Source organism: Rathayibacter sp. VKM Ac-2928, from assembly GCF_022815545.1.
In the GTDB taxonomy this organism is placed as follows: Bacteria; Actinomycetota; Actinomycetes; order Actinomycetales; family Microbacteriaceae; genus Rathayibacter; species Rathayibacter festucae.
This window is the reverse complement of sequence record NZ_JALGRU010000001.1, coordinates 403796-425490: the sequence shown is the minus strand read 5'-3', so window position 1 is coordinate 425490 and position 21695 is coordinate 403796. Positions and strand designations below refer to the sequence as shown.

Below are 21695 nucleotides of genomic sequence, written 5' to 3'. Positions count from 1 at the left end.
CAGGGCGGGGGCGGGCACCCGTCGGGGACGGCGGTGTGCGCGCCGCGGAGCGCGAGCACGACGGCCGCCGCCTAGGCTCTCCCTCGTCGAAGGGACCGCGGATGGCGCGCACGGAGAAGACGACGGACGGCCCGGCGAGGAGCCGGCGGAGCTGGTACTCGCACCCCCTGGTGACCGTGCTCGTCGCGATCGTCGTCATCGCCCTCGTGCAGACCTTCTTCGTGAAGGTGTACACCGTGCCGACCGGCTCGATGGAGAACACCCTGCAGGGCGGCGGCTTCTTCGGCGACCGCATCCTGGTCGACCGCACCGCGGCGCTCCACGGCGAGCCGGAGTCGGAGCAGATCGTCGTCTTCTCGCGGGACGCGCGCTGGGGCGCGACCGACGCGGTCGGGAACCCGCTCTCCGAGGCGGTGAAGTACTTCGGCGACGTCACGAGCATCGGCCCGTCGCACGAGGAGTTCCTCGTGAAGCGCGTGATCGCGACCGCCGGCCAGACGGTCTCCTGCTGCGACGCCGAGGGGCACGTGCTCGTGGACGGGCAGCCGCTCGCGGGCGACTACGTCTTCGAGGACTTCCCGTTCGCCCCCGGCACCCAGGACTGCGACTCGCAACCGGCCTCCACCCGCTGCTTCCAGGAGTACACGGTGCCGGAGGACACGCTCTTCGTCCTCGGCGACCACCGCTCCAACTCCAACGACTCGCTCGGCGACTGCCGCGGGGCGCCGGGCCCGATCGACTCCTGCGTGAAGACGGTGCCGATCGAGCGCGTGGTCGGGCGCGTCTTCGCCGTGGCCTGGCCGCTGACCCGCTGGCGCCTCTTCTAGTCCGGGTCGCGTTCCGGATCGCGACGCGAACTGCGAAGGGGCGGGACCGGATGCCGGAGCACCCGATCCCGCCCCTCCGGACGCGGCCTCGCGGAGGTCAGCCGCGGACGACCGCGACGACCTGCTCGAACAGCGGGTGGTCCGCGCCGAGGCCGGTCACCTCGGTGACGAACTCCTCCGGCGACAGCGCCGCCAGCTTCTCCTTCAGCTCGACGCTCTGCGGGTCCTCCGGCACGTCGAAGCGGAGGGCCGCGCCGATCGCCGTCAGCAGTCCGCTCGGCACGTGCCCGCGCTCGGCGAGCTCGGCCGCCGGGCCGATGAAGCGCTCGTGCCGCGAGAGCTTGCGCAGCGGCTGGCGCCCGACCCGGTCCACCGTGTCGGTCAGACCCGGGTTCGCGAAGCGCTTCAGCGTCTTCTGGAGGTAGGCCTCCTGCTCCTCGTCGCTGAAGCCGTGCTTCTCGACGATCAGCGTCTTGGTGTCCTCGAGCGCGGCCTTCACCGCGTCGTGCACCTCGGGCAGCGCGAGCGCGTCCGACAGCTTGTGCGCGCCGGCCGCGAAGCCGACGTACGCCGCGGTGGCGTGCCCGGTGTTCACCGTGAAGAGCTTGCGCTCGATGAACGGCTCGAGGTCGTCGACCCAGGTCGCCCCGGGGATCTCGGGCTCGGAGCCCTCGAACGGCGTGCGGTCCACGACCCACTCGAAGAAGCTCTCGACCGTGACGTCGAGACCCTGGCCGGCCGCCTGGTTCGGCACGATGCGATCGACCGCGGTGTCGGCGAAGACCGCGCGGGTGCGCAGGCGCTCCCAGTCGTCCGCGCCCAGGCTCGCGGCGACCTCGGTCTGCAGCAGCCGGGTCGCGTTGATCGCGTTCTCGCAGGCCATCACGGCCAGGCGGGGCGCCGACTCCGCGCGGGCCGCGAGGCCCTTCGCGATGACCGGGGCGACGAAGCGCAGGATGTTCGGCCCCACCGCGGTGGTGACGATGTCCGCGGCGGCGATCTCGCGGACGAGGGCCTCCTCGTCGCTCGCCGAGTTGATCGCGCGGAAGCCGTCGACGACGTGCGTCGCGGACGACTCCCCCACCTCGTGCACCTCGTAGCTGTCGGCGGCGGCGAGCTGGTCGATCAGTGCCGCGTTGACGTCGGCGAAGACGAGCTCGTAGCCGGCACCGTGCAGGATCAGCCCGACGAAGCCGCGGCCGATGTTGCCGGCGCCGAAGTGGACGGCGGTGGGCATCAGGAGTTGACCTCGCCCAGCAGCGCGTAGAGCGACTGCGCGTCCGGGGCGTCGAGGAGCTTCTGCACCTCGTCCTCCTCGGAGAAGATGATCGCGATCTTCGAGAGGATCTCGAGGTGCTCGTTGTTGACGCCCGCGATGCCGACGACGAAGCGGACCTCGTTGCCGTCCCAGTCGATCGGCTGCGCGTAGCGGACGAAGGACAGCGCCGAGGAGCGGATCTCGTCCTTCGCGTCGTTCGTGCCGTGCGGGATGGCGAGCAGGTTGCCCATGTAGGTGGAGACGGTCGCCTCGCGGGCGAGCATCGCCTCGTGGTAGGCGGGCGTGACGGCGCCGACGCCGACCAGCATGTCGGCGGCCTCCTTGATGGCGGTCTCCTTCGACGTGGCGGTGCCGGAGGCGTTGATCTGTCCGATGGTGAGCACATCGCTCATGGCGTGCGTCCTTTCCGTGGGTGGTGAACGAATGAGGGAACCCGCAGGGGCGAGCGGAGCGTCTCCGCCACGTCGCACCCTACGGGCTCCCTCAGGGGTGTTCCCGACTACTTGCCGTGCTGCTCCGCGACGAGCGAGACGACCTCGTCGTACTTGGGGCTGTTCATGAAGTTGTCGACGGAGACGTGGATCGCGCCCGGCGTGCGCTGACGCGCCCGCTCGGTCAGCTCGGCCTGGGTGATGACCAGGTCGACGTCGTCCTCGAGAGCCGCGATCGCCTTGTTGGTGACCGTGACGTCCTCGAAGCCCGCCTTCTTCATCTTGTTGCGCAGGACGGAGGCGCCCATGGCGGACGATCCCATCCCGGCGTCGCAGGCGAAGACGATGTTGCGCACCTGCGTGGCGGTGGCGGTCGCCGAGGCGCCGTCCTGGTTGGACGCGCCGCTCGCGTTGAGGAGCGAGCCGACGGCGCTCTCCTTGCCCTTGTTCGACGAGTTGGCGGCGACGGCGGCGGCGAGCTTGTCGTCACCGGCCTCCATGGCGTCGAGGTCGCGCTTGCGGCTGCCGCGGATGATGAACGACGCGACGACGAACGACACGGCCATCGAGAGCAGGACCGAGAGGATCACGCCGAGGTAGCTGTCACGCGAGGTCTGCAGGAGCACCGCGATGATCGATCCCGGGGACGCCGGGGCGACGAGGCCGGAGTCGAACGCGACGTTGGTCGCGACGCCCGTCATGCCGCCGAGGATGACGGCCGCGACGAGCGCGGGCTTCATCAGCACGTAGGGGAAGTAGATCTCGTGGATGCCGCCGACGAAGTGGATCAGCGCGGCGCCGGGGGCGGAGCCGCGGGCGATGCCCACTCCGAAGATCGCGAAGGCGAGCAGCACGCCCATGCCGGGGCCGGGGTTGGCCTCGAGCAGGAACAGATACGACTTGCCCTGGTCCTGCGCCATGACGGTGCCGAGCGGGGTGAGGACGCCCTGGTTGATGGCGTTGTTGAGGAACAGGATCTTGGCCGGCTCGATGAAGATCGAGGTCAGCGGCAGCAGGCCCGCGTTCACCAGGAGGTCGACGCCGTCGCCGAGGATCTTGGTGAGGAACGAGATGATCGGCGCGATGCCGAAGAACGCGCCCAGCGAGAGGAGCATGCCGAGGATTCCGGCGGAGAAGTTGTTGACCAGCATCTCGAAGCCGGGCTTGATCTTGCCGTCCCAGATCGAGTCGACCTTCTTCATCAGCCACGCGGCGAGCGGGCCGATGATCATGGCGCCGAGGAACATCGGGATGGTGGCGCCGACGATGACGCCCATGGTGGCGATCGAGGCGACCACGCCACCGCGCTGGCCGTAGACCATGCGGCCACCGGTGTTCGCGATGAGCAGCGGGAGCAGGTAGGTGATCATCGGGGCGACGAGACCGATGTACTGCTGGAAGGTCGCGCCGTCCTCACCGGCGGCGAGCTGGGTGCGGGCACCCTCCCAGCCGATCTGGGCCGCGTCGCCGAAGCCGCCGAGGATGCCGTTGGGCAGCCAGCCCGCGGCGATGAAGAGCGAGGTGATGAGACCCCACGCGATGAAGGCCGCGATGTTCGGCATGACCATCCCCGAGAGGAAGGTGCCGAATCGCTGGACGTGGACGCGCGTACCTCCGCGCGTCGACGTCGCTGACGTCGTTGTCATGTGGTGTGTTCTCCGATTCTGAGGGTGGGAGATCCGGTCGCTCCTGAGGCGGGCCGGGCTCCCGCGGGGCGGGACGAGACGGGGTGGTGCAGGGGTGGTGCGGGATGGTGCGGTGGTGCGGGGTGGTGCTGCGGAGGATCGCGCGGATGCGGGCCGCGCGATCCCCGGGATCAGGAGGCGGCGATCGCCTCGGTGACGGCGGACCGGGCGTCCGCCGCGCTGTCGGCCGCGAGGGCGAGCTCGGCGTAGCGCCTCGCGTCCTCGAGGGTGTGCTCGGCCAGCTCGGCGCGGACGTCGGCGAGAGCCGACGGCGACATCGAGAGGGTCGTCGCGCCGAGGCCCACGAGGACCACGGCGAGCAGCGGATCCGCGGCGGCCTCGCCGCAGATGCCGACGGGCTTGCCCAGTGCGGCGCCCGCGCGGCCGACCTCGCCGACGAGGCGGAGGACGGCGGGGTGCCACGGGTCCTGGAAGGCGGACACGGTGCCGAGCATCCGGTCCGCCGCCAGGGTGTACTGGGTCAGGTCGTTGGTGCCGATGGAGGCGAAGTCGGCGACTCCGAGGATCCGGTCGGCGAGCAGGGCGGAGGAGGGGACCTCCACCATCACGCCGGCGGTGCGGATCCCGAGCTCCTTGGCCATGGAGGTGAAGTAGCGGGTCTCGTCGACCGTCGCGACCATCGGCGCCATGACCCAGAGGTCGGCGTCGGTCGCGGCGTCGGCCTGGGCGAGCGCGGTGAGCTGGTCGCGGAGGATCTGCTCGCTCGCTCGCAGGGCGCGGAGGCCGCGGAGACCGAGCGCCGGGTTCTCCTCGTGGTTGTCGTTGAGGAAGGCGAGCGGCTTGTCGGCGCCGGCGTCGAGCGCGCGCACCACGACCTTGCGGCCGGGGAAGGCTGCGAGGAGGCGGGTGTACTGCTCGGCCTGCTCGGCGACGGTCGGGGCCTCCTTCGCGTCGAGGAAGAGGAACTCGGTGCGGAACAGGCCCACGCCCTCCGCGCCGAGCTCGACGGCGTTCTCGGCGCCGTCGGCCGAGCCGAGGTTCGCCAGCAGCGGCACGGCGTGACCGTCCGCGAGTGCGCCGGGGACGACGGGGGCGGCGAGCATCTCGGCGCGCTCCGCGATCGAGGACTTCGCGTCGCCGATCTCGACGTCGGACGGGTTCACCGTCACGACACCGGAGGAGGCGTCGAGGATGACGAGCTGGCCGTCGCGCAGGTCGAGTGCGCCGGTGGTGCCGACGATGGCGGTGATCGACTTCTCGCGGGCGAGGATCGCCGTGTGCGAGGTCGGGCCGCCGTCGCTCGTGATCAGGCCGAGGACCTTCTCGAGGTCGAGCAGCGCGGTGTCGGCCGGCGCGAGGTCGCGGGCGACGAGCACGAACGGCTCGTCCGACTCCGGGACGCCGGGCGCCGGGACGCCGCGCAGGTGGGCGACGACCCGCTGCGAGACGTCGTCGAGGTCGGTCGCGCGCTCGGCCATGTAGCCGCCCATCGCGACCAGCAGGTCGCGGAAGCCGGCGAACGCCTCGTGCACCGCGCGCTCGGCGGTCTTGCCGGTCGCGAGCCGCGCCTTGACGTCGTCCGCGAGCGAGGGGTCCTCCGCCATCAGCGCCTGCGCGTCGAGGACGTCCTTCGCCGAGCCGCCGGCGCGCTCACCGCGGTGGCGGATGGTCGCGGCGGTCGCCGACAGCGAGGCGACCGCGCGCTCCTCCTCCTGCGCGACGGAGCGGGTGCTGGCGGTGTCCTCGGGCTCGGGGAGCGGGTCGGGCATGCGCAGCACCGGCCCGAGGGCCAGGCCGCGGCCGACTCCGGTGCCCTGGAGCTTCGCGGAGGCGTAGGCGGTGGAAGGAGTGGACAGCGTCATGGGTTCCCGGTTCCTGTCGTGCGTCTCGTCGGTGAGAGGGCGGTGGGGGTCGAGGGGGTGGAAGTCAGGAGGAGCTGATGCGACCCATTGAGGGTCGCCGTCACGACTCGCGGTCTTCCGCGGCTGCCGGCGCCGTGTGCGCCGGGGCTGCCGCCTTTCGTGACGCTATGCGTCACGCATCGTGATCGGTGGAGAGGAAGTCGCTGAGCTCGTCGAGGACGGTCTGCTCGTTGTCGCCCTCGACCGAGAGGGTCAGCGAGTCGCCGTGCTCGATGCCGAGCGAGATGATGCCGAGGATCGAGGCCGCGTTCACCGCGGTGCCCTCGCCCTTCTTCACCAGGACCTTCTGACCCGACTTCGCCGCAGCCTGGCTGAAGAGCGAGGCGGGGCGGGCGTGGAGGCCCTTCGACGATGCAACCTGCACGGTGCGCTCGACCATGAACGTTTCTCCTTGATCCTGCAGTCGGAACTGCGTCAGTGGTTCCCGGCGCCGGGCGCGAGGCCCGGGGCGGGAGGTGAGGCGTCCCCGTCCGATCCTGCGACGACCGCGCGAGCGGCGAAGAGGACGGGAAGGGTGTCGAGCACGGCATCGGCACCGTGCGCCCCGAAGACGTCGTGCGGGAGGAGTGCTGCCGCGGCGCCGACGTGCACCGCGCGCTGGCGGAGCTCGTCGAACTGCGGCTCGAGGTGCGGTCCGACCAGGAGGACGTCCGCCTGGGGCAGAGCGTCCGCGAGACCGGGAAGGGTCTCGGATCGGAACACGGCATCGATGCCGCGTTGCTTCGCGCCCGCTCGCAGCCGGTGGGCCAGGAACGTGCTCGACGCGCCTGCACCGCAGACGATCAGGATCGTGCGCACCTCGTTCGCCTCCTCGCGTCCGGGTCTTGCCTCATCCAAGCATCTCGGGGGCCGCGCGTCCGCCCCCCGCAGACAATCTTCCGCGGGGGCGGAAGAGCGCTCCCGGCGGCTTCGGCGCGGGTCCGACCCCGCCGACCCGGAGATGGTTGACTGGAAGACCGATGCCTGACAACCGCGAACGACTGCTGGAGTACCTCTCCCGCGCCGACGGCTGGGTGACCGCGCACGAGCTGGCCGACCGGCTCGGAGTCACCACCCGGAGCGTCCGCAGCTACGTGACGGCGGTGAAGGCCCAGGCGGCCCCGCTCGAGCCCGTGGAGTCGTCGGCGAACGGCTACCGGCTCGCCCGCGACGCGTACACGGCCTTCCTCGAGACGCGGCTGCTCCGCGACGACGAGCCCGACACCCCGCGCGACCGGCTGTACAGCATCGTCCGGCGCCTGGTCGACTCCGACGAAGGACTCGACCTCGCGGCACTGGCGGACACGCTCTCCGTCAGCGAGTCGACGATCGACGCCGATCTGCGCCGGGTGAAGGCGCTGGCGGACGAGTCCGGCCTGGCCCTCGTGCGCCGGGGTCCTTCCGTTCGTCTCGAGGGCAGCGAGGAGGCCCGGCGCCGGCTGATCTCGCGGATGTTCCGCGACGAGAGCGCGCAGGGCGTCTTCACGCTCGACGACGTGCAGCGCGAGTTCGCCTCCCCCGGTCTCGGCGCGTTCAAGACCGAGCTGCTGGCCGAGCTCGAGACCCGCGGCTACTACATCAACGACTACGGCGTGAACAGCGTGCTGCTGCACATCGCGATCGCCGTCGACCGCGTCTCGCGGGGCATCGGCGACCCGTCCGGCTCGCGCCCCTCCCCCGCGGTGCACGGCGAGCTCGCCGCCCTGCTCGCCGAGCTCGTCGAGCGCCACTTCGCCACGCGGCTCACCGACGCCGAGCTCGCCCAGCTGGCGATCCTGATGACGACGCGGGTGGCGACGCCGGGGCAGAACGAGCCCGTCGCCGCCGTCGTCGAGAACTACCTCGATCCGGAGGACGTCGCCGTCGTCCGCGAGCTCGTCGCCGATGTGAACGAGGCCTATCTCGTCGACCTGGACGACGAGGGCTTCATCGTCCGCCTCGCACTGCATGTGCGGAACCTCGTCGCGCGGGCGGCCGAGGGCGGCTACTCGCGGAACCCGCTCACCCGCTCGATCAAGACCAGCTTCCCGATGACCTACGAGATCGCGGTGTTCCTCGCGAGCGGACTGCAGCGACTGCGCGGGATCACCGTCAACGAGGACGAGATCGCCTACATCGCCCTGCACGTCGGCTCCTTCCTCGAGCGGGTGTCCCGGCGCGAGGAGCGGCTCTCCTGCGTCATCGTCTGCCCCAACTACTACGACCTCGCGCACATGCTGCGGCTGCGGGTCGAGCGCTCGCTCGGCACCGAGGTGGAGGTCCGCTCGCTGATCACCAGGAGCGACGTCGACTGGGACCGCCTCACCGCGGATCTGGTGATCACCACGATCGACGAGCGGCCCGCCTCCGAGGACGTCGTCGTGGTGCAGCCGTTCCTCACCGACCACGACGTGGACGCCGTGCGCCGCGCGATCGCCCGGGTGCGCCGGCACCGCCGCCGCGCGCGGATCAAGGACGAGCTGCTGCAGTTCTTCGACGAGTCGCTCTTCTTCCGGAACGTGCACGCCCGCGACGAAGCCGCGATGATCCGGCTGCTCGGCGAGCGGATGATCGCCGGCGGCATCATCGACGAGGACTACGTCGACGGCGCGATCGAGCGCGAGCGGATGAGCTCCACCGCGTTCACCGACAACCTCGCCGTCCCGCACGCGATGGCGATGAGCGCGCGTCGGACCGCGATCGCCATCGTCGTCAACGACGTGCCGATGGCGTGGGGCGAGCAGCGGGTGAACGTGATCGCGATGATCGCCTTCGCCTCGGCCGGGCGCAGCAGCTTCCAGTCGGTGTTCGACCAGTTCGTCGAGGTCTTCGCCGACCGCGCGGAGGTGCAGCGCCTGATCCGCCGCTCCGCGGACTTCGGCGGCTTCATCGAGGAGCTGGTCAGGGTGATCGACAGCTAGCTGTCGGTCGCCCTGACCAGCTCCTCCAAGGCGGCCAGCCGGGCGGTCCAGTGGACCGCCCTCACCGCGGAAGACTCGACAACGCGACGGCGACCCTCAATGGGTCGCATCACCGCGACGAAGTCCTCCCCTACGCGATCGGCGTCGGCACGATCCCGTACTGCGCGAGGCCGGCGGCGCCGCCGTCGGCGAGCGTCGTCACCCAGATGCCGTCGCGGTGCACCGCGACCGAGTGCTCCCAGTGCGCCGACATGCTGCCGTCGATGGTGGCGACGGTCCACTCGTCCTCGCGGACGACCGTCTCCGCGCTGCCCGCGGTGACCATCGGCTCGATGGCGACGACGAGACCGGGCTTCACCTCCGGGCCGCGCTGGCGGACCCGGTAGTTGAACACCGGCGGCGCCTCGTGCATCGTCCGGCCGATGCCGTGGCCGATGTAGTCGGTGAGGATGCCGTAGACGGCGCCGGAGGCCTCCGCCTCGTCCTCGATGTACTCCTCGATCGCCGCGCCCACCTCGTTGAGGTGCCGGGCGGACGCCAGAGCTGCGATGCCGCGCCAGAGCGAGCCCTCGGTGACGCGGGACAGCGCCTCGCGGCGCGCGACCTCGTCGGGGCGCTCGGCATCGGGCAGGACGATCGTCATGGCGGAATCGCCGTTCCAGCCGTCGATCTCGGCGCCGCTGTCGATGGAGACGATGTCGCCGGGCTCGAGGACGCGGCCGCCGGGGATCCCGTGCACGACCTCCTCGTTCACCGAGGCGCAGATCGTGTGCCGGTAGCCCGGCACGAGCTGGAAGTTCGAGTGCCCGCCGAGCGCGACGATCGCGGCCTCGGCGATCGCGTCGAGCTCGAGCGTGCTGACGCCGGGTCGCACGGCGGCACGGACAGCGTCCAGAGATGCGGCGGTCGCCAGCCCGGGCGCGATCATCGATCGCAGCTGGGCCGGCGTCTTGTAGAGGGAGGAGCGCAGCGCCACGGGTCAGGCGGCCGGCGAGTCGCCGACGAGGCGACCGACGCGGTGGCCCTCGAGGGCGACGACGATGCGCTCGGTGACCTCGTCGACCGGGCCGAGGCCGTCGACGACGATGACGAGCCCGCGCGCGGCGTAGATGTCGATCAGCGGCGCGGTCTGCTCCTCGTAGAGGGCGAGACGGTGCCGGATGACCTCCTCGGTGTCGTCGCTGCGGCCCTGCTCCGCGGAGCGCTTGAGCAGACGTGCGACGACCTCGTCGGGATCGGCGGTCAGCTGCACGACCGCGTCGAGCCGGTTGCCGTCCGCCGCGACGATGCGGTCGAGCTCGTCGACCTGCTCCGTGGTGCGCGGGTAGCCGTCGAGGAGGAAGCCCGTCGAGACGTCGGCCTCCTGCAGCCGGTCATGCACGATGGCGTTGGTCAGCTCGTCGGGCACGTAGCGGCCGGCGTCGAGGTAGGACTTGGCCTGCAGGCCGAGCTCGGTCTCGTTGGCGACGTTGGCGCGGAAGATGTCTCCGGTCGAGATCGCGGGGACCTTCAGGACCTCGCTGAGCCGAGCGGCCTGAGTCCCCTTGCCGGCGCCCGGAGGGCCGATCAGCAGCAGACGGAAGCCGACCGGGGTCGAGGTCATCGGAGGAGCCCTTCGTAGTGGCGCTGCTGCAGCTGGGAGTCGATCTGCTTCACCGTCTCGAGTCCGACTCCGACGATGATCAGGATGGACGTGCCGCCGAACGGGAAGTTCTGGTTGGCGCCGACGAGCGCGAGCGCCACGAGGGGCACGAGCGCGATCAGACCGAGGTAGACCGAGCCGGGCAGCGTCACCCGGGTCAGCACGTAGTTCAGGTACTCGGCGGTCGGACGGCCGGCGCGGATGCCGGGGATGAAGCCGCCGTAGCGCTTCATGTTGTCGGCGACCTCGTCCGGGTTGAAGGTGATCGCGACGTAGAAGTAGGTGAAGCCGACGATCAGCAGGAAGTACAGCGCCATGTAGAGCGGGTGATCGCCCTTGGTGAGGTAGTTCGTGATCCAGGTCACCCAGAACGGCGCCTCCTGGCCGGCCGCGGGCTGGTTGAACTGCGCGATGAGCGCGGGCAGGTACAGCAGCGACGAGGCGAAGATGACGGGCACGACGCCGGCCATGTTGACCTTGATCGGGATGTACGTGTTGTTGCCGCCGTACGTTCTGCGCCCGACCATCCGCTTGGCGTACTGCACGGGGATCCGCCGCTGCGACTGCTCGACGAAGACGACCGCGACGACGAGCACGAGCCCGACCGCGAGGACGAGGAGGAAGGTCTCGAAGCCGCGCGACTGCGCGATCGACCAGAGAGAGGTGGGGAACTGGGCGGCGATCGAGGTGAAGATCAGGAGCGACATGCCGTTGCCGATGCCGCGCTCGGTGATGAGCTCGCCCATCCACATGATGATGCCGGTGCCCGCGGTCATGGTGATGACCATGAGCAGGATGGAGTACCACTCGTCGGTGATGATGAGCGCCGAGCACTCCGGGACACCGGAGTTGCCGAACAGCGCGCCCGAGCGGGCGACGGTGATGAGGGTGGTCGACTGCAGGACGCCCAGCGCGATCGTGAGATAGCGGGTGTACTGCGTCAGACGGCCCTGGCCCGACTGGCCCTCCTTGTAGAGGGTCTCGAAGTGCGGGATGACCACGCGCAGGAGCTGCACGATGATCGACGCCGTGATGTACGGCATGATGCCGAGCGCGAAGATCGACAGCTGGAGCAGGGCTCCACCGCTGAAGAGGTTCACGAGCTCGTAGAGACCCGAGGTGCCCTGGTTGCCGGCGAGGCAGGCCTGGACGGCCTCGAAGTCGACGAACGGAGCGGGGATGAAGGATCCCAGCCGGAAGATCGCCACGATCGCGAGAGTGAAGCCGATCTTGCGGCGGAGGTCGGGGGTGCGGAAGATCCGCGCTACGGCGCCAAACATCTACCTAGGGTCTCCTGCTCAGTTCTTGGTGCGGGATACAGGTCGAGCTTGCCACGCGCTCTCCAGGGGCGAGGTGCCCGTGGGGAGTCGTCGTGGCAAGCCCGACCGACAAGCTGCTGGTGCTACTTGATGGATCCGCCCGCGGCGACGATCTTCTGCTCGGCAGAGCTGGAGACCTTGTCGACCGCGACGTTCAGCGTAACCGCAATGTCCCCGTCGCCGAGAACCTTGACCTTCTCGTTCTTGCGGACGGCACCCTTCGCGACCAGGTCGCTGATGGTGACGTCGCCGCCCTGAGGGTAGAGCTCCGCGAGAGCGGACAGGTTCACGACCTGGTACTCGACGCGGAACGGGTTCTTGAAGCCGCGGAGCTTCGGGGTGCGCATGTGCAGCGGCATCTGCCCACCCTCGAAGCCGACGCGCACCTGGTAGCGGGCCTTGGTGCCCTTGGTGCCGCGACCGGCGGTCTTTCCCTTGGATCCCTCACCGCGGCCGACGCGAGTCTTCGCCTTCTTGGCGCCCACTGCGGGTCGGAGGTGGTGGACCTTGAGCACGTGCTCCTTGGTCGAGGCCTGCGCGGGAGTCGTGGACTCCGCGACGGCCTGGTTCTTCTCAGCCATTAGTCAATCTCCTCGACCTTCACCAGGTGGGCGACGGTCTTCACGTATCCGCGGTTCTGAGAGTTGTCCTCGCGGACGACGCTCTGACCGATCTTCCTGAGGCCGAGCGAGCGCAGCGTGTCGCGCTGGTACTGCTTCTCGCTGACCTTCGACTTGATCTGGGTCACCTTGAGCTGGGCCATCAGGCACCTGCCTTCGACTTGGACGCGGCGGCGAGGGCGTCGGCCTCGGCACGGACGAGCCGGGGCGGCGCGACCTGGTCGAAGTCGAGCCCGCGACGAGCGGCGACGGCGCGCGGCTCCTCGAGCTGCTGCAGGGCCGTCACCGTCGCGTGGACGATGTTGATGGTGTTCGACGAGCCGAGCGACTTGCTCAGGACGTCGTGGATGCCGGCGCACTCGAGCACGGCGCGGACGGGACCGCCGGCGATGACACCGGTACCCGACGACGCGGGGCGCAGGAGCACGACACCGGCAGCGGCCTCACCCTGGACGGGGTGCGGGATGGTCGAGCCGACGCGCGGGACGCGGAAGAAGTTCTTCTTCGCCTCCTCGACGCCCTTGGAGATGGCGGTGGGGACCTCGCGGGCCTTGCCGTAGCCGACTCCGACGAGTCCGTTGCCGTCGCCGACGACGACGAGCGCGGTGAAGCTGAAGCGACGACCGCCCTTGACGACCTTCGACACGCGGTTGATGGTCACGACGCGCTCGAGGAACTGGCTCTTCTCGGAGTCGCGGCCACCGCGGTCGCGGCCACCCTGGTTGCGGTCACGGCCACCACGACGGGGCTCGCGAGCCTCCTGCTGGGGCTGCGTGGACGCAGCGGTCTCGACGGGGGCCTCCGACACGGCGGCGACCTCGGGTTCCTTGCTCTCTGCGGCGGTCACAGGTTGAGCCCTGCCTCTCGTGCTCCATCGGCGATCGCGGCGACGCGACCGGCGTACTTGTTGCCTCCGCGGTCGAAGACGACCGCCTCGACTCCTGCGGTCTTCGCGCGCTCGGCGAGAAGCTCGCCGACCCGGCGGGCCTTGGCGGTCTTGTCACCGTCGAACACGCGGAGGTCGGCCTCGAGGGTCGACGCGGACGCGAGGGTGCGACCCAGCGAGTCGTCGACGATCTGCACGAAGACGTGACGGGCCGATCGGTTGACGACGAGACGGGGGCGCTCGGCGGAGCCGACGACCTTCTTGCGCAGACGGTCGTGTCGACGACCGCGCGCAGCGGACTTGCTCTTTCCTCTGGTTCCGAGTCCCATGATCACTTACCGCTCTTTCCGGCCTTGCGGCGAACGACCTCGCCGGCGTAGCGCACGCCCTTGCCCTTGTAGGGCTCGGGCTTGCGGATCTTACGAATGTTGGCGGCCACTTCACCGACGGCCTGCTTGGAGATGCCGTGCACGGTGACCTTGTTGTTGCCCTCGACCGTGAACGAGATGCCCGCGGGAGGGGTGACGACGACCGGGTGCGAGAAGCCGAGGGCGAACTCGATGTCCGAGCCCTTCACCAGCACGCGGTAACCGGTTCCGACGACCTCGAGGCCCTTGGAGTAGCCCTGCGTGACACCGATGATGTCGTTCGCGATGAGCGTCCGGGTGAGGCCGTGGAGCGAGCGCGACTCGCGCTCGTCGTCGGGGCGGGAGACCAGGACCTGGCCGCCTTCGACGGCGACCTGGATGGGGCTGGCGACCGGGATGGTCAGCTCGCCCTTGGGGCCCTTGACGGTGACGAGGGATCCGGCGACGGAGACGTCGACGCCCGCCGGGATCTCGATGGGGAGTCTTCCGATTCGCGACATGGGGTTACCACACGTAGGCGAGGATCTCCCCACCCACGCCCTTCTTCTCGGCCTGACGGTCGGTCAGCAGACCGCTCGACGTGGACAGGATGGCGACGCCGAGGCCACCGAGGACGGTGGGGATCTCGGTCGACTTCGCGTAGACGCGCAGGCCGGGCTTCGAGACGCGCTTGATGCCGGCGATGGAGCGCTCGCGGTTCGGTCCGTACTTGAGGGAGATGGAGAGCGTCGTGCCGACGCGCGCCTCCTCGACCTTCCAGTCGGAGATGTAGCCCTCGCGCTTGAGGATCTCGGCGATGTTCGCCTTGAGCTTCGAGCCGGGGAGGGCGATGGAGTCGTGGTGCGCGGAGTTCGCGTTGCGGATTCTGGTCAGCAGATCTGCGACCGGATCAGTCATGGTCATGGCTGATGGTGCCTTTCTCGCCTGGTTTCGGCACCCTTTACAAGAGTGACGACCTGTGGTGTGGGACGGCGCCGACGACGTCGACGCCCATGCGGCCGCGCGAGCGCAGGCCAACGAGCCATGGTACACGGCTGAGGGCCGGCGGTCGAGGGCCGACGGCCGATCCTCCCGGGAGAGGACCGGAGCTCTGAGAGTGCTTCCGCGCCGCGGGGCGGGCGGGTGCACAGCGAGGCCGGAGGGCGGGTGATCCGCCCTCCGGCCTCGGGGGTCGTGCTACGCGTTGTCCGCCGACTTGAACGGGAAGCCGAGCTGCTTGAGCAGCGCGCGACCCTCGTCGTCGGTCTTCGCGGTGGTGACCACGGTCACGTCGAAGCCGCGGACGCGGTCGATGCGGTCCTGGTCGATCTCGTGGAAGATCGACTGCTCCGTGATGCCGAAGGTGTAGTTGCCGTTGCCGTCGAACTGGCGGTCCGAGAGACCGCGGAAGTCGCGGATGCGCGGCAGCGCCACCGAGAGCAGGCGGTCCAGGAACTCCCACGCGCGGTCACCGCGGAGGGTGACGTGCGCGCCGATGGCCTGGCCCTCGCGCAGCTTGAACTGCGCGATGGACTTGCGGGCCTTCGTGACCTGGGGCTTCTGGCCCGTGATCGCGGTGAGGTCCTTGATGGCGCCGTCGATGATCTTGCCGTCGCGGGCCGCCTCGCCGACTCCGGTGTTCACGACCACCTTCACCAGGCCGGGGACCTGGTGGATGTTCGAGAAGCCGAACTGCTCCTTGAGAGCGGGGATGATGTCGGCCTGGTACTTGGCCTTGAGCCGCGGCTGAACCTTCGCAGCCACTGCGGTGGTGTCAGTCATTACAGTTCCTCACCCGACGCCTTCGCGTAGCGAACGCGAACCGTCTTGGTCACGCCGTCCTTGGTGACGGCCACGTTGCGGTGGCCGACCCGGGTCGGCTTCTTGGTCTTCGGGTCGACGACCGCGACGTTCGAGATGTGGAGGGGGGCCTCGATGGTCTCGATGCCGCCCTCCTTCGAGCCGCGCTGCGACTGGCCGACGCGGTTGTGCTTCTTGACGAAGTTCACACCCTCGACGACGACGCGGTTCTTCTCGACCAGGACCTCGAGAACCTTGCCCTGCTTGCCGCGGTCTCCGCCGCGGGCCTGGGTCGCGCCCGAGATGACCTGCACGAGGTCACCCTTCTTGATCTTGGCCATGACTAGATAACCTCCGGTGCCAGCGAGACGATCTTCATGAACTTCTTGTCGCGGAGCTCGCGACCGACCGGTCCGAAGATGCGGGTGCCGCGGGGGTCCCCGTCGTTCTTCAGGATCACGGCGGCGTTCTCGTCGAACTTGATGTACGAGCCGTCGGGACGACGGGTCTGCTTGATGGTGCGGACGATGACGGCCTTGACCACATCGCCCTTCTTGACGTTTCCGCCGGGGATCGCGTCCTTGACGGTCGCGACGATGACGTCACCGAGGCCGGCGTAGCGGCGGCCGGAGCCACCGAGCACGCGGATGGTGAGGAGCATCTTGGCGCCGGTGTTGTCGGCGACCTTGACTCGGGATTCTTGCTGAAGCATGTGTCTCTCCTGCTAACTCAAGCGGGCCGGGGCCTACTTGGCCTTCTCGAGGATCTCGACCAGGCGCCAGCGCTTGGTGGCGCTGAGGGGACGGGTCTCGCTGATGACGACGGAGTCGCCGATGCCGGCGGAGTTCAGCTCGTCGTGGACCTTGACCTTGGACGTGCGGCGGATGACCTTGCCGTACAGCGGGTGCTTCACCCGGTCCTCGACCTCGACGACGATGGTCTTGTCCATCTTGTCGCTGGTCACGTAGCCGCGACGGGTCTTGCGGTAACCGCGAGCACCCGCCTCCTTGATGTCGTGGGCGGCCGACTCGTGGCCGGCGCTGTCAGTGACGGTTGCCATTACTTGGCCTCCTCGTTCGACTCGGTCGCCGCGACCTCGGCCTTGGCGGCCTTCTTGGTCTTCGGCTTCTTCTCCGCCTTGGCCGGAGCCTCGACGGGGGCGGGGGTGGCGCGGATGCCCAGCTCGCGCTCACGGATGACCGTGTAGATGCGGGCGATGTCGCGCTTGACGGCACGCAGGCGGCCGTTGGTGTCCAGCTGGCCGGTGGCCGACTGGAAGCGGAGGTTGAACAGCTCCTCCTTGGCCTTCTTCAGCTCCGAGACGAGACGCTCGTCCTCGAAGGTGTCGAGCTCGGTGGGAACGAGCTCCTTGGATCCGATCGCCATTATGCGTCTCCCTCCTCGCGCTTGATGATGCGTGCCTTGAGGGGCAGCTTGTGGATGGCACGGGTCATGGCCTCACGAGCGAGCTGCTCGTCGACGCCGGCGACCTCGAAGAGGACGCGACCCGGCTTGACGTTCGCGACCCACCACTCCGGCGAGCCCTTACCGGAACCCATGCGGGTCTCGGCGGGCTTCTTGGTCAGCGGGCGGTCGGGGTAGATGTTGATCCACACCTTCCCACCGCGCTTGATGTGGCGCGTCATGGCGATACGAGCGGACTCGATCTGACGGTTGGTCACGTAGGCCGGGGTGAGGGCCTGGATGCCGTACTCACCGAACGACACCTTGGTGCCACCGGTGGCCTGGCCGGAACGGCCCGGGTGGTGCTGCTTGCGGTGCTTGACTCGACGCGGAATCAACATGGTTATGCCTCAACTCCTGCTGCGACGGGCGCCTCGCTCTGCTGGCGGGGGGCGCGACGCGGACGGTCGCTGCGCTCGGGGCGCGACGACTTGCTGTTCGCCTGCTCCCGAGCGAGCTCCTTGTTGGTGATGTCGCCCTTGTAGATCCAGACCTTCACGCCGATGCGGCCGAAGGTGGTCTTCGCCTCGTAGAAGCCGTAGTCGATGTTCGCGCGGAGGGTGTGCAGCGGCACGCGTCCCTCGCGGTAGAACTCCGAGCGGCTCATCTCGGCGCCGCCGAGGCGGCCGGAGACCTGGATGCGGACGCCCTTGGCGCCGGCGCGCTGCGCGCCCTGCAGACCCTTGCGCATCGCGCGGCGGAAGGCCACGCGGGCGGAGAGCTGCTCGGCGATGCCCTGCGCGACCAGCTGAGCCTCGGCCTCGGGGTTCTTCACCTCGAGGATGTTCAGCTGGATCTGCTTGGCGGTGAGCTTCTCGAGGTCGGCGCGGATGCGCTCGGCCTCGGCGCCGCGGCGACCGATCACGATGCCCGGGCGGGCGGTGTGGATGTCGACGCGGACGCGGTCGCGGGTGCGCTCGATCTCGATGCGGGCGACGCCCGCGCGGTCGAGCTGCGCGGCGAGGAGCCGGCGGATCTTGACGTCCTCAGCGAGGAAGTCGCTGTACCGCTGGCCCTTCTTGGTGCTGTCGGAGAACCAGCGCGACACGTGGTCGGTGGTGATTCCCAGACGGAAACCGTAGGGGTTTACTTTCTGACCCATTACTTGGTCCCCTCCTCAGGAGTGGCCAGCACGACGGTGATGTGGCTGGTGCGCTTGTTGATGCGGAAGGCACGACCCTGAGCACGGGGCTGGAATCGCTTGAGGGTGGTTCCCTCATCGACGAAGGCGCGGGACACGAACAGGTCCTGGTCGTCGAGGTACTCGTTCGAGGCATCGGCCTTGACGCGAGCGTTGGCCATCGCCGAGGCGACGAGCTTGTAGACGGGCTCGGACGCACCCTGCGGGGCGAACTTGAGGATGGCCAGGGCCTCCTCCGCCTGCTTCCCGCGGATCAGGTTCACGACACGGCGAGCCTTCTGGGGGGTGACGCGGATGTGTCGCACGCGTGCGATCGACTCCACCATTTCTCTCCTCCTTCTCGTCGCCGCGTCAGCGGCGACGGCCCTTCTTGTCGTCCTTCTCGTGACCGCGGAAGGTCCGAGTGGGGGCGAACTCGCCGAGCTTGTGGCCGACCATGGTCTCGGTCACGAACACGGGGATGTGCTTGCGACCGTCGTGGACCGCGATGGTGTGACCCAGCATCGCCGGGATGATCATCGAGCGGCGCGACCAGGTCTTGATGACGTTCTTGTTGCCGGCTTCGTTGGCCGTGAACACCTTGCGGAGCAGGTGGTCGTCAACGAAGGGGCCCTTCTTGAGACTGCGAGGCATCTTCTACAACTCCTACTTGCGCTTCTTACCGGCGGTGCGGCGGCGAACGATGAGCTTGTCGCTCTCCTTGTTGGGGCGACGGGTGCGTCCCTCGGACTGGCCCCAGGGGCTGACCGGGTGGCGACCACCGGAGGTCTTGCCCTCTCCACCACCGTGGGGGTGGTCGACCGGGTTCATCGCGACACCGCGGACGGTCGGGCGGACGCCCTTCCAGCGCATGCGGCCGGCCTTGCCCCAGTTGATGTTCGACTGCTCGGCGTTGCCGACCTCGCCGATCGTGGCGCGGCAGCGCGCGTCGACGTTGCGGATCTCGCCCGACGGCAGGCGGAGCTGCGCGTAGGGGCCGTCCTTGGCGACGAGGCGGACCGAGGTGCCGGCCGAGCGGGCGAGCTTGGCGCCGCCACCCGGCTTGATCTCGATGGCGTGGATGACCGTACCGGTCGGGATGTTGCGCAGCGGCAGGTTGTTGCCGGGCTTGATGTCGGCGCCCGAGCCCGACTCCACGACGTCGCCCTGCGAGAGCTTGTTCGGAGCCAGGATGTAGCGCTTGGTGCCGTCCACGAAGTGGAGCAGCGCGATGCGCGCCGTGCGGTTGGGGTCGTACTCGATGTGAGCGACCTTGGCGTTGATGCCGTCCTTGTCGTTCCGACGGAAGTCGATCAGACGGTACTGGCGCTTGTGGCCACCACCGATGTGACGCGTCGTGATGCGACCGGAGTTGTTGCGGCCACCGGTCTTGGACAGCGGGCGAAGGAGCGACTTCTCAGGCGTCGATCGGGTGATCTCGGCGAAGTCGGCAACGCTGGAGCCGCGGCGACCGGGGGTCGTGGGCTTGTACTTACGAATAGCCATTGTCTGTTTCCTCTACGCTTCTTCGGCTCAGCCGACGCTCGTGAAGATGTCGATGGAGCCGGACTTCAGCGTGACGATCGCGCGCTTGGTGTCCTTGCGCTTGCCGGCCCCGAACTTCGTGCGGCGGGTCTTGCCCTGACGGTTCAGCGTGTTGATCGACGCGACCTGGACACCGAAGATCTTCTCGATGGCGAGCTTGATCTCGGTCTTGTTGGAGCGCGGGTCGACGACGAAGGTGTACTTGCCCTCGTCGATCAGGCCGTAGGACTTCTCCGAGACCACCGGCGAGATGATGACGTCGCGGGGGTCCTTGTTGAACGCGGCGGACTGGCTCATGCGTTCACCTCTTCCTTCTTGGCGCCGGACTTCGAGGCGACGAACGCGTCGAGTGCGGCCTTCGTGAAGACGATGTCGTCGGAGACGAGCACGTCGTACGCGTTGAGCTGGTCGGACGGCAGGATGTGCACGAACGGCACGTTGCGGAGCGAGAGCTCGGCGATGAAGTCGTCGCGCTCGAGGACCACGAGGACGTTGCGCGACACCGAGAGGGCGTCGAGCAGGACGAGGACGTCCTTCGTCTTCGGGGTCTCGCCGAGGGCGAGGGACTCGACCACGTGCACGCGCGAGCCGCGGGCGCGGTCCGAGAGAGCACCGAGCAGAGCCGCGGCGATCATCTTCTTGGGGGTGCGCTGCGCGTAGCTGCGGGGGGTGGGTCCGTGGACCACGCCACCACCGGTCATGTGCGGGGCGCGGATCGAGCCCTGACGAGCGCGACCGGTTCCCTTCTGCTTGAACGGCTTGCGGCCGGCTCCCGAGACCTCGCCACGGTTCTTCGTGGAGTGGGTGCCCTGGCGCGCCGCGGCGAGCTGCGCCACGACGACCTGGTGGATCAGGGGGATGTTGGTCTGGACGTCGAAGAGCTCGGCGGGGAGCTCGAACGCACCCGACTTGTTGCCCTGGACGTCGATGATGTCGACAGAGGTAGCCATGGAACTACGCTCCCTTCACGGCGTTGCGAACGAACACGAGGCGACCGCGCGCACCGGGGACGGCGCCCTTGACGAGCAGCAGACCCTTCTCGGCGTCGACGGAGTGCACCTTGAGGTTGAGCACGGTGACGCGCTCGCCACCCATGCGACCGGCCATGCGCATGCCCTTGAAGACACGGCTGGGGGTCGAGGAGGCGCCGATGGAGCCGGGCTTGCGGTGGTTGCGGTGCGAACCGTGCGAAGCCGAGACGCCCTTGAAGTTGTGACGCTTCATGACACCGGCGAAGCCCTTGCCCTTGGAGGTGCCGACGACGTCGACCTTGGTGCCGGCTTCGAAGACGGCGTCCACGGTCAGCTCCTGGCCGGCCGAGTAGTCGGCGGCGTCGGAGGTGCGGACCTCGGTGAGGTGGCGGCGGGGGGTGACGCCCGCGGCGTCGAAGTGACCGGCGGCGGGCTTGTTCACCCTGCGCGGGTCGATCGCACCGGCGGCGAGCTGGACGGCGGTGTAGCCGTCCTTCTCCTCCGTGCGGACCTGGGTCACGACGTTGGGGCTGATCTCGATGACCGTGACGGGGACGAGCTTGTTGTTCTCGTCCCAGACCTGGGTCATGCCGAGCTTCGTGCCGAGGAGGCCCTTGCTGGTCTTCAGCGTGGGGGAAACAGTGACAGACATGGTGGCACTCCTCCTTAGAGCTTGATCTCGATGTTGACGTCGGCCGGGAGGTCGAGGCGCATCAGCGAGTCGACGGCCTTGGGCGTCGGGTCGATGATGTCGATGAGGCGCTTGTGGGTGCGCATCTCGAAGTGCTCGCGGCTGTCCTTGTACTTGTGGGGAGAACGGATCACGCAGACCACGTTCTTCTCGGTCGGAAGCGGCACGGGGCCGACGACCGTTGCACCGGCACGGGTCACCGTGTCGACGATCTTGCGCGCCGACGTGTCGATGACCTCGTGGTCGTACGACTTCAGTCGGATGCGGATCTTCTGTCCCGCCATGTGTGATCTCTCACTCTCTTGT

Annotated in this window: 31 protein-coding genes; 2 read left to right on the top strand and 29 right to left on the bottom strand. The window is 68.9% G+C overall.

Translation table 11 applies throughout. From position 1 onward, the window contains the following. The first annotated feature begins 101 nt into the window (after positions 1–101). Positions 102–827 (top strand): signal peptidase I, encoded by a 726-nt coding sequence (lepB, locus tag MT350_RS02035; protein ID WP_243615320.1) that lies wholly within the window; start codon positions 102–104, stop codon positions 825–827. A 97-nt stretch (positions 828–924) separates the two neighbouring features. On the opposite strand, the gene MT350_RS02030 is transcribed toward lepB, so the two are convergent. From MT350_RS02030 to MT350_RS02005, 6 genes are all read right to left on the bottom strand, one after another. Beyond that, entirely contained in the window at positions 925–2064 is a 1140-nt protein-coding gene (locus MT350_RS02030) for a mannitol-1-phosphate 5-dehydrogenase (protein WP_243615319.1), read from the bottom strand. Then, entirely contained in the window at positions 2064–2498 is a 435-nt protein-coding gene (locus MT350_RS02025; protein WP_123445065.1) for a PTS sugar transporter subunit IIA, read from the bottom strand. Before MT350_RS02025 ends, MT350_RS02030 begins: the two co-directional genes overlap by 1 nt. Before the next feature lie 107 nt (positions 2499–2605). After that, a complete protein-coding gene (locus MT350_RS02020; protein WP_123735034.1) occupies positions 2606–4183 on the bottom strand; it encodes a PTS mannitol transporter subunit IICB in 1578 nt (525 codons plus the stop codon). Positions 4184–4353: 170 nt separating this feature from the next. Beyond that, positions 4354–5952 carry a phosphoenolpyruvate--protein phosphotransferase gene (gene ptsP / locus MT350_RS02015; protein ID WP_243582597.1) on the bottom strand — a complete coding sequence of 533 codons (1599 nt, stop codon included), beginning with the start codon at positions 5950–5952 and terminating at the stop codon, positions 4354–4356. Positions 5953–6217: 265 nt separating this feature from the next. Further along, positions 6218–6484, bottom strand: a complete 267-nt coding sequence (locus MT350_RS02010; protein WP_243600557.1) for an HPr family phosphocarrier protein — start codon at positions 6482–6484, stop codon at positions 6218–6220. A gap of 35 nt (positions 6485–6519) precedes the next feature. Continuing rightward, complete coding sequence (locus tag MT350_RS02005) at positions 6520–6903, bottom strand: PTS sugar transporter subunit IIB (RefSeq protein ID WP_165909035.1); 384 nt, start codon at positions 6901–6903, stop codon at positions 6520–6522. A gap of 161 nt (positions 6904–7064) precedes the next feature. Between MT350_RS02005 and MT350_RS02000 the strand changes: the two genes are divergently transcribed. Then, positions 7065–8984: a BglG family transcription antiterminator gene (locus tag MT350_RS02000; protein WP_123735031.1), complete on the top strand. Its 1920-nt coding sequence runs from the start codon at positions 7065–7067 to the stop codon at positions 8982–8984. 130 nt (positions 8985–9114) lie between these two features. Here the strand turns inward: MT350_RS02000 and map are convergent, their stop codons facing one another. The 23 genes from map to rpsJ form a co-directional block, all read right to left on the bottom strand. Continuing rightward, on the bottom strand, positions 9115–9960 hold the full coding sequence (gene map / locus MT350_RS01995) for a type I methionyl aminopeptidase (protein ID WP_123735030.1): 846 nt from the start codon (positions 9958–9960) through the stop codon (positions 9115–9117). Between the two features lie 3 nt (positions 9961–9963). Further along, on the bottom strand, positions 9964–10587 hold the full coding sequence (locus tag MT350_RS01990; protein ID WP_123445057.1) for an adenylate kinase: 624 nt from the start codon (positions 10585–10587) through the stop codon (positions 9964–9966). Next, positions 10584–11906 (bottom strand): preprotein translocase subunit SecY, encoded by a 1323-nt coding sequence (gene secY / locus MT350_RS01985; protein WP_123445056.1) that lies wholly within the window; start codon positions 11904–11906, stop codon positions 10584–10586. Before secY ends, MT350_RS01990 begins: the two co-directional genes overlap by 4 nt. A 122-nt stretch (positions 11907–12028) precedes the next feature. Next, positions 12029–12526 (bottom strand): 50S ribosomal protein L15, encoded by a 498-nt coding sequence (gene rplO / locus MT350_RS01980; RefSeq protein ID WP_123445055.1) that lies wholly within the window; start codon positions 12524–12526, stop codon positions 12029–12031. Further along, positions 12526–12708 carry a 50S ribosomal protein L30 gene (gene rpmD / locus MT350_RS01975; protein ID WP_173232138.1) on the bottom strand — a complete coding sequence of 61 codons (183 nt, stop codon included), beginning with the start codon at positions 12706–12708 and terminating at the stop codon, positions 12526–12528. Before rpmD ends, rplO begins: the two co-directional genes overlap by 1 nt. Continuing rightward, positions 12708–13412 (bottom strand): 30S ribosomal protein S5, encoded by a 705-nt coding sequence (gene rpsE / locus MT350_RS01970; protein WP_123445054.1) that lies wholly within the window; start codon positions 13410–13412, stop codon positions 12708–12710. Before rpsE ends, rpmD begins: the two co-directional genes overlap by 1 nt. After that, complete coding sequence (gene rplR, locus MT350_RS01965; RefSeq protein ID WP_123445053.1) at positions 13409–13780, bottom strand: 50S ribosomal protein L18; 372 nt, start codon at positions 13778–13780, stop codon at positions 13409–13411. Before rplR ends, rpsE begins: the two co-directional genes overlap by 4 nt. A 2-nt stretch (positions 13781–13782) precedes the next feature. Then, positions 13783–14319, bottom strand: coding sequence for a 50S ribosomal protein L6 (rplF, locus tag MT350_RS01960; RefSeq protein ID WP_243600556.1), 537 nt, complete (start codon positions 14317–14319; stop codon positions 13783–13785). 4 nt (positions 14320–14323) lie between these two features. Next, positions 14324–14722 carry a 30S ribosomal protein S8 gene (gene rpsH / locus MT350_RS01955; RefSeq protein WP_123445051.1) on the bottom strand — a complete coding sequence of 133 codons (399 nt, stop codon included), beginning with the start codon at positions 14720–14722 and terminating at the stop codon, positions 14324–14326. 273 nt (positions 14723–14995) lie between these two features. Next, positions 14996–15580 carry a 50S ribosomal protein L5 gene (rplE, locus tag MT350_RS01950; protein ID WP_123445050.1) on the bottom strand — a complete coding sequence of 195 codons (585 nt, stop codon included), beginning with the start codon at positions 15578–15580 and terminating at the stop codon, positions 14996–14998. Further along, on the bottom strand, positions 15580–15939 hold the full coding sequence (gene rplX / locus MT350_RS01945) for a 50S ribosomal protein L24 (protein ID WP_123445049.1): 360 nt from the start codon (positions 15937–15939) through the stop codon (positions 15580–15582). Before rplX ends, rplE begins: the two co-directional genes overlap by 1 nt. Before the next feature lie 2 nt (positions 15940–15941). After that, positions 15942–16310, bottom strand: coding sequence for a 50S ribosomal protein L14 (gene rplN / locus MT350_RS01940; RefSeq protein ID WP_123445048.1), 369 nt, complete (start codon positions 16308–16310; stop codon positions 15942–15944). A 33-nt stretch (positions 16311–16343) separates the two neighbouring features. Then, positions 16344–16658, bottom strand: coding sequence for a 30S ribosomal protein S17 (rpsQ, locus tag MT350_RS01935; protein WP_123445047.1), 315 nt, complete (start codon positions 16656–16658; stop codon positions 16344–16346). Next, the gene (rpmC, locus tag MT350_RS01930; RefSeq protein WP_123733513.1) at positions 16658–16984 is read right to left on the bottom strand and encodes a 50S ribosomal protein L29; all 327 of its coding nucleotides are present in this window, start codon (positions 16982–16984) and stop codon (positions 16658–16660) included. The genes rpsQ and rpmC overlap by 1 nt, the downstream gene beginning before the upstream one ends. Further along, positions 16984–17403, bottom strand: coding sequence for a 50S ribosomal protein L16 (rplP, locus tag MT350_RS01925; RefSeq protein ID WP_123445045.1), 420 nt, complete (start codon positions 17401–17403; stop codon positions 16984–16986). Before rplP ends, rpmC begins: the two co-directional genes overlap by 1 nt. A 2-nt stretch (positions 17404–17405) precedes the next feature. Beyond that, a complete protein-coding gene (gene rpsC / locus MT350_RS01920; RefSeq protein WP_243615318.1) occupies positions 17406–18164 on the bottom strand; it encodes a 30S ribosomal protein S3 in 759 nt (252 codons plus the stop codon). Further along, positions 18164–18529, bottom strand: coding sequence for a 50S ribosomal protein L22 (rplV, locus tag MT350_RS01915; protein WP_123445044.1), 366 nt, complete (start codon positions 18527–18529; stop codon positions 18164–18166). The genes rpsC and rplV overlap by 1 nt, the downstream gene beginning before the upstream one ends. A 25-nt stretch (positions 18530–18554) precedes the next feature. After that, a complete protein-coding gene (gene rpsS / locus MT350_RS01910) occupies positions 18555–18836 on the bottom strand; it encodes a 30S ribosomal protein S19 (RefSeq protein WP_055787078.1) in 282 nt (93 codons plus the stop codon). Positions 18837–18848: 12 nt separating this feature from the next. Then, positions 18849–19688, bottom strand: coding sequence for a 50S ribosomal protein L2 (rplB, locus tag MT350_RS01905; protein WP_123445043.1), 840 nt, complete (start codon positions 19686–19688; stop codon positions 18849–18851). Between the two features lie 27 nt (positions 19689–19715). Then, a complete protein-coding gene (gene rplW, locus MT350_RS01900) occupies positions 19716–20024 on the bottom strand; it encodes a 50S ribosomal protein L23 (protein ID WP_123445042.1) in 309 nt (102 codons plus the stop codon). Continuing rightward, positions 20021–20677 carry a 50S ribosomal protein L4 gene (gene rplD, locus MT350_RS01895; protein WP_123445041.1) on the bottom strand — a complete coding sequence of 219 codons (657 nt, stop codon included), beginning with the start codon at positions 20675–20677 and terminating at the stop codon, positions 20021–20023. Before rplD ends, rplW begins: the two co-directional genes overlap by 4 nt. 4 nt (positions 20678–20681) lie before the next feature. Continuing rightward, the gene (rplC, locus tag MT350_RS01890) at positions 20682–21350 is read right to left on the bottom strand and encodes a 50S ribosomal protein L3 (RefSeq protein ID WP_243615317.1); all 669 of its coding nucleotides are present in this window, start codon (positions 21348–21350) and stop codon (positions 20682–20684) included. Positions 21351–21364: 14 nt separating this feature from the next. Continuing rightward, entirely contained in the window at positions 21365–21673 is a 309-nt protein-coding gene (gene rpsJ, locus MT350_RS01885; RefSeq protein WP_005050520.1) for a 30S ribosomal protein S10, read from the bottom strand. Positions 21674–21695: the final 22 nt, after the last annotated feature.

Bases quoted from the DNA above. Each gene is read 5' to 3' on its own strand.
- rplN (WP_123445048.1), bottom strand. From the start codon at position 16,310: ATGCTTCAGCAAGAATCCCGAGTCAAGGTCGCCGACAACACCGGCGCC.
- lepB (WP_243615320.1), top strand. From the start codon at position 102: ATGGCGCGCACGGAGAAGACGACGGACGGCCCGGCGAGGAGCCGGCGG.
- rpsQ (WP_123445047.1), bottom strand. From the start codon at position 16,658: ATGGCAACCGTCACTGACAGCGCCGGCCACGAGTCGGCCGCCCACGAC.
- MT350_RS02010 (WP_243600557.1), bottom strand. From the start codon at position 6,484: ATGGTCGAGCGCACCGTGCAGGTTGCATCGTCGAAGGGCCTCCACGCC.
- rpsS (WP_055787078.1), bottom strand. From the start codon at position 18,836: ATGCCTCGCAGTCTCAAGAAGGGCCCCTTCGTTGACGACCACCTGCTC.
- rplE (WP_123445050.1), bottom strand. From the start codon at position 15,580: ATGACTGACACCACCGCAGTGGCTGCGAAGGTTCAGCCGCGGCTCAAG.
- rpmC (WP_123733513.1), bottom strand. From the start codon at position 16,984: ATGGCGATCGGATCCAAGGAGCTCGTTCCCACCGAGCTCGACACCTTC.
- rplW (WP_123445042.1), bottom strand. From the start codon at position 20,024: ATGAGCCAGTCCGCCGCGTTCAACAAGGACCCCCGCGACGTCATCATC.
- rplF (WP_243600556.1), bottom strand. From the start codon at position 14,319: ATGTCGCGAATCGGAAGACTCCCCATCGAGATCCCGGCGGGCGTCGAC.
- rplV (WP_123445044.1), bottom strand. From the start codon at position 18,529: ATGGTGGAGTCGATCGCACGCGTGCGACACATCCGCGTCACCCCCCAG.
- ptsP (WP_243582597.1), bottom strand. From the start codon at position 5,952: ATGCCCGACCCGCTCCCCGAGCCCGAGGACACCGCCAGCACCCGCTCC.
- rpmD (WP_173232138.1), bottom strand. From the start codon at position 12,708: ATGGCCCAGCTCAAGGTGACCCAGATCAAGTCGAAGGTCAGCGAGAAG.
- MT350_RS01990 (WP_123445057.1), bottom strand. From the start codon at position 10,587: ATGACCTCGACCCCGGTCGGCTTCCGTCTGCTGCTGATCGGCCCTCCG.
- MT350_RS02030 (WP_243615319.1), bottom strand. From the start codon at position 2,064: ATGCCCACCGCCGTCCACTTCGGCGCCGGCAACATCGGCCGCGGCTTC.
- rplR (WP_123445053.1), bottom strand. From the start codon at position 13,780: ATGGGACTCGGAACCAGAGGAAAGAGCAAGTCCGCTGCGCGCGGTCGT.
- rplO (WP_123445055.1), bottom strand. From the start codon at position 12,526: ATGGCTGAGAAGAACCAGGCCGTCGCGGAGTCCACGACTCCCGCGCAG.
- MT350_RS02020 (WP_123735034.1), bottom strand. From the start codon at position 4,183: ATGACAACGACGTCAGCGACGTCGACGCGCGGAGGTACGCGCGTCCAC.
- rplP (WP_123445045.1), bottom strand. From the start codon at position 17,403: ATGTTGATTCCGCGTCGAGTCAAGCACCGCAAGCAGCACCACCCGGGC.
- rplX (WP_123445049.1), bottom strand. From the start codon at position 15,939: ATGGCCAAGATCAAGAAGGGTGACCTCGTGCAGGTCATCTCGGGCGCG.
- rplC (WP_243615317.1), bottom strand. From the start codon at position 21,350: ATGTCTGTCACTGTTTCCCCCACGCTGAAGACCAGCAAGGGCCTCCTC.
- rpsH (WP_123445051.1), bottom strand. From the start codon at position 14,722: ATGACCATGACTGATCCGGTCGCAGATCTGCTGACCAGAATCCGCAAC.
- rplD (WP_123445041.1), bottom strand. From the start codon at position 20,677: ATGGCTACCTCTGTCGACATCATCGACGTCCAGGGCAACAAGTCGGGT.
- rplB (WP_123445043.1), bottom strand. From the start codon at position 19,688: ATGGCTATTCGTAAGTACAAGCCCACGACCCCCGGTCGCCGCGGCTCC.
- rpsJ (WP_005050520.1), bottom strand. From the start codon at position 21,673: ATGGCGGGACAGAAGATCCGCATCCGACTGAAGTCGTACGACCACGAG.
- MT350_RS02025 (WP_123445065.1), bottom strand. From the start codon at position 2,498: ATGAGCGATGTGCTCACCATCGGACAGATCAACGCCTCCGGCACCGCC.
- MT350_RS02000 (WP_123735031.1), top strand. From the start codon at position 7,065: ATGCCTGACAACCGCGAACGACTGCTGGAGTACCTCTCCCGCGCCGAC.
- secY (WP_123445056.1), bottom strand. From the start codon at position 11,906: ATGTTTGGCGCCGTAGCGCGGATCTTCCGCACCCCCGACCTCCGCCGC.
- rpsC (WP_243615318.1), bottom strand. From the start codon at position 18,164: ATGGGTCAGAAAGTAAACCCCTACGGTTTCCGTCTGGGAATCACCACC.